The following is a 13,812-nucleotide window of genomic DNA, read 5'->3' as shown; positions in this document are numbered from 1 at the left end:
TACTCCTAAAACACAAAGTTGAAGGAATAATATCCTGCTTTAATAGCGGTTTGGTTGTCACAATTGGTATGGTTTTGTCAGTCGCCTCTGACAATCAAAGACCAAAAAACCTCGACGAATCATTCAGCAAAGACGCTGTCTACGATGGCGACTAACATGCTCTGTAACCGCTCGTTTCAACCGCTATCAATTTTATTCTGAACAATGTGCAAAATGGCGCTGATCTGTATCCAAGTGAGCAGCTGTTTCTTGAGCGTTTAATATGTTCTCTTGATTAGCCCCAAACTCAGCCCCCGTTCCAGGCCAGTAATATGTATCTTTATCACGACATAGTGTGAGAATGACAGGATCATTGTGTATATTGGGTTCATCTCCTAGCTCGCCATACATACTGAAAGTAATCTCAGACCCAACGTCTCCACGAAGTTTCTGAATCACTTCTGCTTGAACTTTAAAGAGAACATCTTCCTCGTGTTCAGCAAACTTTTCAAAACCTGTAATTTTCACCACTGCAGAATAGGGCGTTTGAAAAATCGCATCTTTGAGTACCTCATTCTGAGAGTACACTCCCTGTGAAGCACAAGCTGATAAGCTCACACAGCCTAGCAAACTTATAAATTTCTTCATATTTAACTTTCCGTTCCTGCTAAGACAGAGCCTTTTGTATATACAGGTAAAGTACCTTTTGTTTCATCGTAGTTACTCGGTACTACGAACTTGTCCCAGACATCAATAGAGTACTTTGCTATATTGACTTGGTTGCTTTGGTTTCCTCCTAACATGTACAAATGCCTACCATCAGGGCTCTTTCCCACGACAAAAGCAACATGCCCACCACCTTTTCTCGATTTAATCCCTAGAGCTCCATGTATAGGTTCTGAGATGTTTTTACCAAAACCCTTCCACTCCTTTGCTCGATAAGCTTCTTTTACTGGAGTGATTCCGTGTTGTTTAAAAACCCAAGCGGCAAACGAACCACACCAAGCATTTTGACCTCCAGAGTCATCAGTGCCCCAGAACTTAGATGCTGTAAAATACTCTAAAATCCTTGGACTGGCCTTAGTGCCTGAAACTTCTTTTTGTCCAATTTCTCCCAACGCTGTTTTCATCCAAGGTACTTTGGTTACTAGTTTTTGAGCATCATGAGGATCATTTTTCACTGAGCTATAGGATGGTAATCCATTGAGCTTACGATGAGTTCTACCATTTACATCGATCCGACCATCTGGCTTTACCATATAAAGTAGCTTACGCTGACACACTTTTATTGCCTCTACTGTTTTCGACAAATGAGGACTCCGCCCTAACGAGCCATCAACAACCAACAGTCGGGTAAAACCTATTCTCTTTTGGTTATCATTTAAAAATTGTTGAACTGCTTTAACATCATTTTTCGAATTAGTGCCATTTATACCAACAGAGCCCCGGATTTTTAATCCCATTCTCGTTACCTTTATAACTAATCATATAATTAAGAAAGTACGCTTTAGCGTGACAACAATAAAGATAAAATGTTGTTTTATACGATTAGCCATACGAGGGAAATTAGGTGTTGAAAATATAGATTACAAATAAACTCAGCTCATATCACTAAAAACATCTATTTAGCATCTTTTGGTCACGCTTCAAAGCAGAACAGCCAGATGTTTTAAACCATGCGTATTAATAGACGAAAAATGTTTATAAAAGAACACTTAAATTAACATAGTAAAACTATCAATTACTATTTTAAATTTAAATAAAACTCCTTTTTAAGGTCAATCTATAATTAAATTTATCAAGCTTTAATTTTTTATTAAATTGAGCTTTGATTTATTAATCTGACTATTTAACTAATTTCATTTCAGTTAATTGTATTTTTTGGCATGTTAGCGGGTGATGGCGGCGCCAATAACACCGACCCATTTTCAGAAGGAATAACGGACGATAACCAATGGATTGTGGAAGAACCACACATGATGATTATTACCCTAGACCAAGTGTTGCTCGACTCTCTACCAACCGGTTCAAGTTATGATGGCCCATACGTGATGTGGAATGGTATGCCATACGCACACATTATTATTCCCGTTAGAGCGAGAAAATAAAAAGAAAAAATCCGATACTCAATATTTTGAATATCGGATTTTTATAGCGTTATCGAGCTAACCAAATTCTCGCTAGTATTCCTATCGGAGTGGTAACGCCAGTTGTTACAGAGGAAATTTCACCATTTCTTAAAACATAAATGGTTGGGGTCACGCTAATTTTCCATTCGCGCATAATATCGCTTGAAGGATCGTTTATGTTTTCAAAACGATATTCTTTTGCCCGCATAAACTGCGCCACACGCTCATTTGGCCCTGAAGAGCTAGAAACACCAACTACGGCATAGTCATCACTCAGCCAGCTCACGCTTGGGCTTACAAATTTACACGCGGGACACCAAGTCGCCCAAAAATAAACAACGACAGGTTGTTCATGACTTTGCGCGATTGCATCGAAATATTCACCATCGCTCAATACGGAGCTCAATGGTGGTGCCTCCTGTTTAGGAATATCTTTGGTGCGATACCAATCCATCACGATGGAAATGACGGTGACAATGAGCACCATCTGTACGATTTGAACGAGCCAATATCGGAATGTTCTACGCTGCTTTGTCGAACTCATTGAATGGATCCTCCACTCGCTTGTTTCACTGCGCTTAAAACAACATCATCAGTCAGAATCACAGGTAACGGGATACCTTGTGGCGCTGCTGGGCCATAGACGATGTTAAACGGCACACCGTAACGCCCATGAGCTCGTAAAAAGTCAGTTACCGAGCCGTCCGGATGTGTCCAATCCCCTTTTAACGTCGCTACATTAGGGCTTTGCAGCAATGAGTAGACAGGATCTTGCCAGATCACACCGATCTTGTTCGCTTTACACGTGACACACCAATCCGCAGTGACATCCACAAACACCACTCGCCCATTATTGACGTGATCTTCAATCGCCGAGTTAGAAAGCTTCTGCCACGCTAAGTCCTCAGGAAGCGGTGTCGCCCATTGGTCGGCAGTGACACTACCAAGTAACAGGCCACCAGCTATCAACACTAATGACGCAGTTCCGGATACAGCAAGCGCTTTCTCACCATACACTTTCTTAACTCTTGCCATCATTACAACAAAAGCAACCACAGCGATAAGTGCAATCCATAACATCGGTACATGATTTGCCATTAATGAAAGTAGCCAAATGCTAGTCGCCAGCATCATTATGCCAAACACGATTTTAACGACATTCATCCACGAGCCAGGCTTTGGTAGTTTCAGCGCGATATTTGGAAACACAGCGACTAAGAGCCAAGGCAGTGCCATACCCAATGCTAATGCTGTAAAAGTTGCAAATAACGTTAATACGTCGGCACCCAAGGCAAATGCCACGGCCGTTCCTAGAAAAGGCGCGGAGCAAGGCGTCGCAAGCAATGTGGCAAACATACCTTGAACATAGTGACCAACTAGGGAGTTATCACCTTTCGAGGCCAGCCATGTATTGGTACCCGATGATAGACGGATTTCAAACAGCCCCAGCATATTGGCCCCAAACAAAGTGGTGACCAACACCATCAAACCTAAGAACCAAGGGCTTTGAAATTGCACGCCCCAGCCAATGGCATTACCTGTTAGCTTAAGCACCAAAATAAAACCAGCGAGAATCCAGAACGACGTTAATATACCAAGTGACGAGGCAACAAACTGAGCGCGAATTTGACGACGCTCGATACCTTGAGCGGCAACAATACTACTTAGCTTCATCCCCAAAACCGGAAGAACGCAAGGCATGATGTTAAGAATTAAACCGCCGAGCAACGCGAATAGAAAAACACTCGTTAGAGACGTGCTCGGCAGCGGTTCAACTATTGCCTCAGCAGTTGCTTGAGTGGTTTCTTCTGCTAGTAAATTGGTGTCTTTGATGGTCACAAACAGCGACTGACCATCTAACTCCACATCGCCCAGCCAAGTATCAACGATATAGCTCGTGGTGACGATGTTTCCTTCTTGATGCATTCCTTCAAGCTTGAAGCTATAGTCTCGCGTTGCTTCACCGACACCATCCACCAGCACTTGTGGTTGTTGCCAACCCTGACTGTTCTTTAGCGTGATTTGTAGTTTCGATTGGTTCGCATCCCAACTCGCCTGAGTAACATCAATAAACGGCGATGGCTGCGGCACGTTACTCACTGCTTGAGCGTAACTGAACATCACGTCTTCATCGACTTTTAGATCAGAAGGCAAGAACGTCAATTGAATTTGATAGTCGGTCAGCACACAAATCGTCGTACAAGAAGAAAGTGTCAGTACCGCATCAATCGTGACAGGTTTGGACATGTCTTCGACGTGCAGCGTCATGGGGAACAAAGTATCGCCTTTATACCCAAGAGTCTCGATACCTAATAGTTCGAATTTTTGTGGGTGCGGCCATTGCCAATCCACTTTGGATAAATTTTGTGAATTCTGCCAATCAATAGATGGTGCTACGCCGCCCTCACCAGGTGAACGCCAGTAAGTTTTCCAGTCCCCAGCCAACTTGACGTCCAGATAACCAGTGATTGTTTTGGCTTGCGGATCTTGTTGACCAGTGAGCACAAAGCGCGTTTGCACTGGAGGATGTTGCGGGTTGGTCAGCCAACCTGTATCAGTAGTTTGAGCTGAAATACTCAGAGAGAGCAAACTCAAAGCAAGCGTCATAAAAAACATGGACGCAAACTGAGTCAGTTTAGTAATTTGATTCATAGTGATTCCTAGTTAAAAGACAAAGGTGCTAAATAACTGACGCTAGTGGTCAGAAAGCACGCTTTTATTCTCGGAACACACAGAAAGTCAGATGGACTCGATACTTACGGCCTATCGGTTCCGTCCAATGTTGCGCACCAATATAGGCACTGCACAACCAAATTGCCGAAGCAAAAAGACCGACAAACAGAACAACAATAAATACATCGAGTTGATGTTGAGAAAACTGAATTAACTTTTCAGACAATTCGCACTTGCTAGTTTCTTTAGTATCAATAGACTTGACGCTCGAACGCTCATCAGCAAGTGAAACCGCGGGCGATTCCGTCTCATATTTCATAGAGCATGACGATGCAAAGCCTGAATTTTGCATCAGACACACAACGACCACCCAGCCAATAATCGCCAGTAGCCATTTTGCCCGCTTATGTGGCGTGTGATGTCGTTTAGTCAACAAACTCATAAGAATTCAGATAAAGTAAGAACGAAGAAGATAATACGCGAGTCGTCATAAAGCTCAAGTTGTATCCTCTAAATAACCTTAAGAGGCTTCACTCGGTAAGCTTTAATCTAGCTTGCCATAAATATATGCCAACTCTGCGACGGTTTTTGCCGAGAACTTCTTCAATAGATTAGCTCGGTGTACTTCAACCGTTCGCATTGCTATGCAAAGTTCGTCAGCAATACGAATGTTGCGCTTTCCTTCAATAATCAAACGTAAAATGTCTTTTTCTCTAGGTGTGAGCGATTCATAAGCCGATTTAGCTGCTGCCATATCGAGGTTTGTGGCAGACTGCGCCTGTCCCTGTAAAATGGCTCGTGCCAGTTCATCGCCTTTGACTGGCTTTTGGAAGAAATTGACCGCCCCAGCTTGCAATGCATCGACCGCCATCGGGACATCACCATGCCCTGTCAGATAAATAACGGCTAACGGGCTGTTGGCTTTATTTAAAACTTGGTGCACTTGCTGACCACGAAGGTTGGGCATTCGGCTATCAAGGATCACGCATCCGGCCTGATGAATGTTCACTTTATCGAGAAAAGATTGCCCATCAGCAAAAGTCGTCACCTTGAACTCATGCTCTTCCAGCATAAAAGCGAGCGAGTCACGCACCGATTCATCATCATCGACTACAAAAACAGGTAGCTGCTTTTCACCGCTGCTCATTGAATGCTCCTATGCCTAGTTCAGATTAGTTTTGATATGGAAACACAAGCTCAACCAAACAACCATGTGGTGCTGTCGAGCTGATGACAAACTCGCCACCATGCATTTCCATCACATCGCGACAAATGGCTAACCCTAGCCCAAGCCCTTCTTCTTTGCTACTCACAAACGCTTGAGTCGGATTCTCTTGCTGCAACCCTGTACCATTGTCTAACACTCGAATAGAGAGTTGATTGATTTGGTAATCGCAATGCAGGGCAATTTTACCTTGATAGCCTGATGAGTGATATTTCTCTTGGAACAAAGTACACGCATCAATCGCGTTGCTGATCACATTAACTAAAACCTGTTGTACGCCAACTGCATCGACAAGTAACGGACGAATGTTCCCTTCTGTACTGGCCACAATAGAAATGTTTTGCTTCTGCATTCTAAAATGGAGCAACTCAATCGTGTCATCAATGAGTACTTGAAGATCGCACGACGTTTTGTCGACACTGCGCTTGCGAATCAACGTTCTTAATCGCTGAATAATTGCATCGGCTCTTTCAACTTGGCCCTGTATTTTCTCAAGTACAGGGACAATATCTTCATGTGGGCGTTTTTTGGCCAAGCGAAGTAAACCGCCTTCACTATAATTGCGAATGGCTGCCAATGGCTGATTGAGTTCATGAGCAAGACTAGTGCCGATTTCTCCGACAATCGCGACCCTTTGTGAATGTTCTAACTGTTCACTTTTCTCTTTTAATCGTAACGATGTCTGCTCCAACGCTTGCTTACTCTTGCTAAATCGATACTCAAGCCAAAAGTGGTACGCGTTCAACACAATCACAAACATGAACAGCGCCCATGCCCATTCTTGATGACTACGCAGCCAGCGTAGAGCCTCACTCCACCAAGGTTGTTGCAACGGATGGAGATCCAACGCCTGATACAGTTTGTCGATACTCAGCAAGCTGACGGGGGACGTCCAACCTGACGCGCCTGCCGCAATAACCGCAGGGTGTTCAGGTGGCATCGCTAACAATACTTGCGCAATCTGTTTGGCAATCTGAGATGAGCCGCGCTCTGTTTTGGCAAATGACCAGTTCGGATAAAGCGGTGTGGAAACAGCGCATAACGAACGCTCGTTCGGCTGTTGATTTAAAACTCGGTAATTACTCGGTTGTAAAAGCCCTTCACTTAGCATCTGTTCCAATAAACAAGCAGGGACAACGGCCGCTTCCACATTGCCATCACGTAGTTGATACAGGTTGGCATCAATAGGAAAACCAAGATAGCGGACATCAGAAAAGAAATCGTTTGGATTAAGACCCATTTTGACTATTTGATAGCGCATCGTGAGATAACCACCAAAGGCTTTTTCTGATACCGCTGCAACGGGACGTCCTGAGACATCTTGCACCGTTTGATAACTTGAATTGGCTCGAACCACAAGCGCCGAACCAATGCCGTAATTCGAGTTTTGTGGTGCTCTGCTGGTTAGCGTTGCCATCCACGACAGCGCGTATTGCCTGCCCAATCGCACTGCCTGACCTGGGTTGGTTAAGATGAAATCTATCTTCTGAAACTTCACCGCTTCGCCCATTTCATCCAAGTTAAGGGGATGAAGGACAAAATGCACATCGGAAATTTGCTGATTGAGCCAATCAATGGTCGGTTGCCATCTCTGCTCAGCATAAAGATGACCACGTATCGCTAACACGCCCACTTCGACTTTTTGCTTGGCCTGTGGCTGCTCTGCTTTTTGCTCTTGCATTCCTTGCAGATCTGCTTGTTCAGAAACTGCGCCCTGAGCCAAAGATGCAAAGGCAACTAAGCAAAGAATCCAAAGCTGAAGCCACAGTGCTTTTTTCATGATGAGTCGAATCGTTCCGTCAAGAGAGTACGACAAGAATAACAGCTACCTTCCCTAAACCACATTTGTTTTAGATCAAGTTTGATCTGGGTATGTGGAAATCCACAATATAAGCCTCGCGGCGCATTTCTCACAATGGAATCAGTCAATTCAAATACAACAAAAAAGCAGGTGAGTTATGGATTCCACCAAACGTCGCTTTCTCAGCGCGGTCACAGCCGGAGCCGCGTTAATTCCAGCCGCAGGCATTGGCACGGCAACTGCGGGAAACATTATTCGAAATAACCAGTCCGCTGACCGAAAAGGACAAGTCGGCAAGCGTTATGCCATGGTGGTGGATTTGCGTAAATGTGTCGGATGCCAGGCTTGCACTGTGGGTTGCAGCATCGAGAACCAAGTGCCTATCGGTCAATTCCGAACCACCGTAAAGCAATACGAAGTTACGTTAGATGATGGCTCTACAGCCACGCGAGAAGCGAAAGCCTTTATGCTCCCTCGCCTTTGTAACCACTGCGAAAACCCACCCTGCGTGGCTGTGTGTCCGGTTCAAGCGACCTTTCAGCGCGAAGATGGCATCGTCATGGTGGATAACAGTCGCTGTGTCGCCTGCGCGTATTGCGTACAGGCTTGCCCTTACGATGCGCGTTTTATCAATGAGGACACCCTCACCGCAGACAAATGCACCTTCTGCGCTCACCGTCTAGAACAAGGTCTATTACCTGCCTGCGTGGAAACCTGTGTTGGCGGAGCACGTGTAATTGGTGATTTGAATGATCCATCAAGTGAAGTCCGCCGCTTAATTGCGCAGCACCAAGACGACATCAAAGTGCTAAAACCCAACGAAGAGACCAAGCCACACGTGTTTTACATCGGCATGGATGAACGCTTCACCAGCCACATCGACGGACAACCTGCTATTTACGACCCACAAGGAGATCGCGCATGAACATCACCGAAGTGTTAGTCCAACCTCAAGCGATGGCTTGGCTCCCGTGGGCGGTGCAGTATTTCTTCTACATCGGTTCGGCTTATGCGGCTGCTGTTTTATTCCTAATCGCCCTATTATTTGAAAGACACACCAGTCACAGACTGCGCGCTGCGCTCGTTCTGACGCTGGCCATCGGCGCCATCGTGGGGCCATTAGCGTTAACTGGCGACCTTCACCAGCCGGGACGCGCATGGCATTTTTACGCCCACATCACTCCGTGGTCATGGATGTCTTTAGGGTCGCTTTTCTTGCCTGTTTTCTCAGGTTTAGCGGTAGTAACCGCATGGCTGTATCTCCGCCAGGATCTGATCAACTTACGTAATCAGCCAGGAAAAGTACTGCCTCTAATTTCAAAGCTGTCACTGGGTGACTGGGCGCTCTCTCGTAGAGCCATGCTTATGGTGTCCGCCATCACGGTGCTATCAGGCCTCACCATTGCAGTCTACACAGGCGCTGAAATTGCGGTCGTTAAATCGCGATCTTTATGGCACCAACCCGCGTCGCCGGTTCTTTGGTTTGTTACTGCATTTATGGGCGCGGTCGGGTTTTCTCTGCTGATTTGGTTACTGCTGCCTAGTCAGTCAAAGACGCTGACATCTGGCGATACTAATTTACTGAAAAAATCAGTGGTTACCAGCGGTGTATTAACGCTGATACTGCTACCGATTTGGGCATCCAACAATTCCGCATTTTCGCTCTATTCTAGCGAACAATGGATGCACAACATTGCCCTGCTCACTTTTGTCGTTTTAGGTTGTGTTTTGCTCGCTTTCATCTTCTTGCGCGATACCAAAAAGTCCGCATCAGCCAGATTTCGTCACGTCATAGGGCTCAGTTTTGTGTCTGCTGCCGCACTGGAAAGTGCATGGCTGATTCGCTGGTTTACCATCATGGAAGTGCAAACCATCGCCAAGTTCGATGCAGGGCTGTATCCATACCAACTCACTATGGATGGAAATGGCTGGATAGGCATTATCGGCATGCTCGGATTATGGCTTGCACTGGCACTGCTCGGTTCGGAGCTGGTTCAGCCAAAACAAAAGATCGAAGTAAAAGCCTCATCACCCACCTTAACTGAACGCTAATCAAAGGGGATTTCATCATGGATAACAAACGCCGTCAGTTTTTGAAATCAGGCATTGTAGTGGGTGGGCTTGGCGCATTCGCTGCGGGTTACGCCACCACCACCAAACACATGGTCGAGGGTGCGCTCGAAGGCACTGCGGGAGAAAAAACGCGTGATATTCACCACGGTAACTCGCTTGAACCAGAGTACACGGCCAACAGCAAAGGCAACCTAATCCCTAATCCAAATCAGCGCGTTGCACCATCGATGTGCTTTGGTTGTTGGTCACTGTGCGGATTGCGTGTACGCATTGATAACCGCAACGACGAGATTTTGCGTATTACTGGCAACCCATATCACCCACTCTCTCATCAGCAACACATTCCGTTCGAAACGCCAGTCAAAGGTGCTTATTTAAGTTTGGCAGGAGAAGCGGGCCTTGACGGTCGTTCAACAGCATGCGCACGTGGCAATGGGATGCTAGAAATTCGCAACAGCCCGTACCGCATTACTCAGCCACTGAAACGAGTTGGAAAACGCGGCGAAGGAAAATGGATTCCGATCAGTTACGAACAACTGATAGAAGAAGTCGTCGAGGGCGGTGATTTATTTGGTGAAGGTCATGTGGATGGCTTACGCGACATTCGCGATTTAACAACGCCCGTTGATCCTGAAAACCCAGAATATGGACCGAAAGCCAACCAACTGTTAATGACCAACGCCGGTAACGAAGGCCGAGACGACATATTCAAACGCTTCGCGTTCAACAGCTATGGTACGCGTAACTTTGGGCATCATGGCTCTTACTGCGGCTACGCATTTCGTGCTGGCAGCGGCGCATTCATGAACGATTTAGATAAGAACGCGCACTTGAAGCCAGACTTTGATAACGCGGAATACATCATCTTCATCGGTATGTCACCAGCTCAAGCGGGTAACCCTTTTAAGCGTCAGGCGCGCCAACTCGCCAATGCGCGAACAGAAGGTAGCTTGGAATACACCATCATCACACCAAGTTTGCCTGCTGGTTCATTGAGCTTGGCTGCCGGTGACAACAACCGCTGGGTACCAATCAAACCAGGCACCGACTCTGCCCTCGTGCTTGGCATGATCCAGTGGATCATCGAAAACCAACGCTACAACAAAACCTTCTTGGCGCAGCCGGGGGCAAACGCGATGAAACGAGCCGGCACCGCGCACTGGTGTAATGCTACGCATCTCGTGATAAGCGATAATCAGCACCCGAGAAACGGCACGTTTTTACGCGCGTCCGACTTGAATCTGCCATTCGAGGGCGAAGCGTTGTCTGACTCCGACCCGTACGTCATCGTGGATGAGCAAAGCGGCGAATTTGGTGTTCATACCCAAGCTGAGGAAGCGGCACTGTTTGTCGATAAAACGGTTTCGCTTGCATCGAGCGAAGTGCGCGTAAAATCGTCTCTACAAAGACTCAAAGAAGAGGCGTTCAAATACAGTCTTGAGTTCTACAGCCAACAATGTGAAATCCCTGTCGAACAAGTTGTTGAACTAGCAAAGCGCTTCACCAGTCACGGAACAAAAGCGGTGGTCGATACCCACGGTGGCAACATGCACACCAATGGGTTCTATAACTCGTTTACCATCATGATGCTCAATGCGTTGATTGGTAACATAAATATGAAAGGCGGCGCGATGGCCAAAGCGGGTGGCTACCCAACTTCCGCTGCGGGTCCTCGTTACGACTTCACCAAATTTGCTGGCAAAGTCGGCCCGAAAGGCGTCTTTTTGTCGCGCAGTAAATTCCCCTACCACAAAACCAGCGAATACAAACGTCGCGTTGAGGCAGGTGAATCACCTTACCCAACTCGCGCCCCTTGGTATCCGTTTGCCGCGCCACTGCTGACAGAGCACCTATCTGCGGCTATTGATGGGTATCCATACCGCGTAAAAGCGTGGATCAACCACATGGCGAACCCGATGTATGGTGTGCCCGGTTTGAAAACGCTGCTGGAAGACAAGCTTAAAGATCCAAAACAACTCGGTTTGATTGTGTCTGTTGATGCGTTCATTAACGAAACCACCGCATTGTCGGATTATATTGTGCCGGACACGGTCACCTACGAAAGCTGGGGTATGGCAACGCCTTGGCACGACGTTCCGGTGAAAACCGTCACCGCTCGCTGGCCGATTGTGGAAGCGCGAACAGAGAAAACCGCCGATGGTCGTTCGATTTGCTTAGAAAACTTTTTGATTGATGTCGCCAAGAAAATGCAACTAGGCGGCTTTGGTGACAACGCGATTCAAGATGCGCAAGGGAATTGGCACGCTCTCCACAGCGCTGAAGATTTCTACTTACGTTCCGCGGCAAACTTGGCTTATGTGAAAGGCGGGGTGCCTGAAGTTTCGGCAGAAGACATTGCGTGGTCCGGCCTAGAGCGTTTAATGCCAGCTATGCAGAAGACGCTGACAGCGGATGAGATGAAACGTGTGGCGTTTATTTTTGCTCGCGGTGGACGTTTTGAAAATGCAACCGAAGCGTATCAAGGTGAGCAAATGAAGCACAAATGGACACGACCTGTCGCGATATGGAATGAACGTGTCGGCAGCGCAAGAAACACCATGACCGGTGATTTCTACACGGGTTGCCCAACATGGCATCCACAAAAACTGGCCGATGGCACACCAATGGAAGACCAGTTCCCAAGCTCAGAATGGCCTTTCAGCCTGACGAACTTTAAATCCAACATTCACAGTGCGGTATCCAATCTATCGCCAAGGTTGAACTCGATTAAAGGCGTAAACCCAGTGTACATCCATCCAATCGATGCCGAGCGCGCAGGCATTAAAACGGGTGATGAGTTTGTTATCGAGACACCATCTGCAAGCACCAAAGCACTTGCGATGATAGTCAGCGGGATTCGCCCTAGTACACTCGGATTTGAACATGGGTTTGGTCATACCGAGCTAGGACAACGCTCGCACTGGATCGGCGATAAACAACAACCCGTAAAAACGCGCAGCCAAGATGGCGTCAATATTAACGACATTGGCTTAATTGACCCTACTCGAGAAGGCAAAGGCGTGTTGTTGGATTGGGTCGTGGGCGCGGCGGCACGTCAGTCCCTGCCGGCCAAAATCCGCAAAGCGTAACGCCGCACGTTAAGACGTCTCTACCACTTAGAGCTGCCAATTTGTGCAGCTCTTCACCACTTTGTTTTTATCGCTTATAGAACAACCAATAAAAACAAACACGGCCATTTACACTTATTAATATGTGGAAATCCACAATACCTTTCATTATTGACAAGGCCGACAATATTGTCCAAGTGACTACCAAGTAGCACTTAGACATATTAATAAAAATTAAAGTGAGTCAGCATGTCAAAAATTCTTCCAGTGGTGGTGGCCTGTTTTTTAGCAACCACTATGGGCGCAAGCGCCTCGTCTATTCCGGAAAAAGCCAGCGTATGTAGCGGTTGTCACGGCCAAGATGGCATGGGACAGCCAAATATCGCGCCGATGATCGCTGGTTTAAACGCGAATTATCTCAACACTCAAATCGAACTATTCCTTAGTGGCGAACGCCAAAATGTGGTCATGCAAGGCATGGCGAAGGAACTCAGCGATCCCGCAGATCGGAAGGAAGTTATGAAGTACTTTGCTAACCTCCCGAGCTATGAGTTCACGAAGCCAGAACAACGCGGCGACCAAGCTGATATTCGTAACCCTTATCGTAAATTAATTTTCCAAGGCGATTGGGATAGAAATATTCCAGCTTGCGCAACTTGTCATGGAGCCAGCGGTATGGGCGTCGACAAGTTCCCTCGCCTCGCAAGCCAACATGCTGATTACTTAAAAACGCAATTGATGGCATGGAAAAACGGCACTCGCAGTGGTGACCCGCTCAATATGATGGGGACCATCGCAAAAAATCTCACTGACAAAGAGATCGAAAATCTTGCTTACTACTTTGCCTCATTACGTTACTAGGAG

The 13,812-nt window shown here is 46.6% G+C and carries 12 protein-coding genes; 5 read left to right on the top strand and 7 right to left on the bottom strand.

The features are described 5' to 3' along the window. Positions 1-192: 192 nt before the first annotated feature. Positions 193-627, bottom strand: coding sequence for a hypothetical protein (locus tag R7P67_RS18190; RefSeq protein ID WP_017821643.1), 435 nt, complete (start codon positions 625-627; stop codon positions 193-195). A 2-nt stretch (positions 628-629) separates the two neighbouring features. Next, positions 630-1,442 carry a TIGR02594 family protein gene (locus R7P67_RS18185; protein WP_225455566.1) on the bottom strand — a complete coding sequence of 271 codons (813 nt, stop codon included), beginning with the start codon at positions 1,440-1,442 and terminating at the stop codon, positions 630-632. Between the two features lie 423 nt (positions 1,443-1,865). On the opposite strand from R7P67_RS18185, the gene R7P67_RS18180 reads away from it, so the two are divergent. Further along, positions 1,866-2,087, top strand: a complete 222-nt coding sequence (locus tag R7P67_RS18180) for a hypothetical protein (protein ID WP_005385790.1) — start codon at positions 1,866-1,868, stop codon at positions 2,085-2,087. Positions 2,088-2,136: 49 nt separating this feature from the next. Here R7P67_RS18180 and R7P67_RS18175 read toward each other — a convergent pair whose 3' ends face one another. The 5 genes from R7P67_RS18175 to R7P67_RS18155 form a co-directional block, all read right to left on the bottom strand. Then, complete coding sequence (locus R7P67_RS18175) at positions 2,137-2,652, bottom strand: protein disulfide oxidoreductase (RefSeq protein ID WP_213874789.1); 516 nt, start codon at positions 2,650-2,652, stop codon at positions 2,137-2,139. After that, on the bottom strand, positions 2,649-4,760 hold the full coding sequence (locus R7P67_RS18170; RefSeq protein ID WP_213897738.1) for a protein-disulfide reductase DsbD family protein: 2,112 nt from the start codon (positions 4,758-4,760) through the stop codon (positions 2,649-2,651). The genes R7P67_RS18175 and R7P67_RS18170 overlap by 4 nt, the downstream gene beginning before the upstream one ends. 64 nt (positions 4,761-4,824) lie before the next feature. Beyond that, positions 4,825-5,223, bottom strand: a complete 399-nt coding sequence (locus R7P67_RS18165; RefSeq protein WP_005376702.1) for a hypothetical protein — start codon at positions 5,221-5,223, stop codon at positions 4,825-4,827. Between the two features lie 102 nt (positions 5,224-5,325). Next, positions 5,326-5,928: a response regulator transcription factor gene (locus tag R7P67_RS18160; protein WP_033905719.1), complete on the bottom strand. Its 603-nt coding sequence runs from the start codon at positions 5,926-5,928 to the stop codon at positions 5,326-5,328. 25 nt (positions 5,929-5,953) lie between these two features. Next, a complete protein-coding gene (locus R7P67_RS18155; RefSeq protein ID WP_042523068.1) occupies positions 5,954-7,786 on the bottom strand; it encodes a sensor histidine kinase in 1,833 nt (610 codons plus the stop codon). 178 nt (positions 7,787-7,964) lie between these two features. On the opposite strand from R7P67_RS18155, the gene dsrO reads away from it, so the two are divergent. The 4 genes from dsrO to R7P67_RS18135 all read left to right on the top strand — a co-directional run bounded on the left by dsrO (position 7,965) and on the right by R7P67_RS18135 (position 13,809). Next, entirely contained in the window at positions 7,965-8,732 is a 768-nt protein-coding gene (gene dsrO / locus R7P67_RS18150) for a sulfate reduction electron transfer complex DsrMKJOP subunit DsrO (RefSeq protein WP_104975481.1), read from the top strand. Beyond that, on the top strand, positions 8,729-9,859 hold the full coding sequence (nrfD, locus tag R7P67_RS18145) for an NrfD/PsrC family molybdoenzyme membrane anchor subunit (RefSeq protein WP_137282252.1): 1,131 nt from the start codon (positions 8,729-8,731) through the stop codon (positions 9,857-9,859). Before dsrO ends, nrfD begins: the two co-directional genes overlap by 4 nt. Positions 9,860-9,876: 17 nt before the next feature. Next, positions 9,877-12,969: a tetrathionate reductase subunit A gene (locus R7P67_RS18140; RefSeq protein ID WP_262653423.1), complete on the top strand. Its 3,093-nt coding sequence runs from the start codon at positions 9,877-9,879 to the stop codon at positions 12,967-12,969. Positions 12,970-13,245: 276 nt separating this feature from the next. Continuing rightward, complete coding sequence (locus tag R7P67_RS18135; RefSeq protein ID WP_395236104.1) at positions 13,246-13,809, top strand: c-type cytochrome; 564 nt, start codon at positions 13,246-13,248, stop codon at positions 13,807-13,809. Positions 13,810-13,812 lie beyond the last annotated feature (3 nt).

This window comes from Vibrio sp. Vb0937, from assembly GCF_033338855.1.
The sequence above is the reverse complement of the archived record's forward strand: the minus strand, read 5'-3'. Positions and strand labels throughout refer to the sequence as shown.

Excerpts from the sequence above, each read along its gene's own strand:
- R7P67_RS18190 (WP_017821643.1), bottom strand. The coding sequence starts at position 627 with ATGAAGAAATTTATAAGTTTGCTAGGCTGTGTGAGCTTATCAGCTTGT.
- R7P67_RS18185 (WP_225455566.1), bottom strand. The coding sequence starts at position 1,442 with ATGGGATTAAAAATCCGGGGCTCTGTTGGTATAAATGGCACTAATTCG.
- R7P67_RS18180 (WP_005385790.1), top strand. The coding sequence starts at position 1,866 with ATGTTAGCGGGTGATGGCGGCGCCAATAACACCGACCCATTTTCAGAA.
- R7P67_RS18175 (WP_213874789.1), bottom strand. The coding sequence starts at position 2,652 with ATGAGTTCGACAAAGCAGCGTAGAACATTCCGATATTGGCTCGTTCAA.
- R7P67_RS18170 (WP_213897738.1), bottom strand. The coding sequence starts at position 4,760 with ATGAATCAAATTACTAAACTGACTCAGTTTGCGTCCATGTTTTTTATG.
- R7P67_RS18165 (WP_005376702.1), bottom strand. The coding sequence starts at position 5,223 with ATGAGTTTGTTGACTAAACGACATCACACGCCACATAAGCGGGCAAAA.
- R7P67_RS18160 (WP_033905719.1), bottom strand. The coding sequence starts at position 5,928 with ATGAGCAGCGGTGAAAAGCAGCTACCTGTTTTTGTAGTCGATGATGAT.
- R7P67_RS18155 (WP_042523068.1), bottom strand. The coding sequence starts at position 7,786 with ATGAAAAAAGCACTGTGGCTTCAGCTTTGGATTCTTTGCTTAGTTGCC.
- dsrO (WP_104975481.1), top strand. The coding sequence starts at position 7,965 with ATGGATTCCACCAAACGTCGCTTTCTCAGCGCGGTCACAGCCGGAGCC.
- nrfD (WP_137282252.1), top strand. The coding sequence starts at position 8,729 with ATGAACATCACCGAAGTGTTAGTCCAACCTCAAGCGATGGCTTGGCTC.
- R7P67_RS18140 (WP_262653423.1), top strand. The coding sequence starts at position 9,877 with ATGGATAACAAACGCCGTCAGTTTTTGAAATCAGGCATTGTAGTGGGT.
- R7P67_RS18135 (WP_395236104.1), top strand. The coding sequence starts at position 13,246 with ATGGGCGCAAGCGCCTCGTCTATTCCGGAAAAAGCCAGCGTATGTAGC.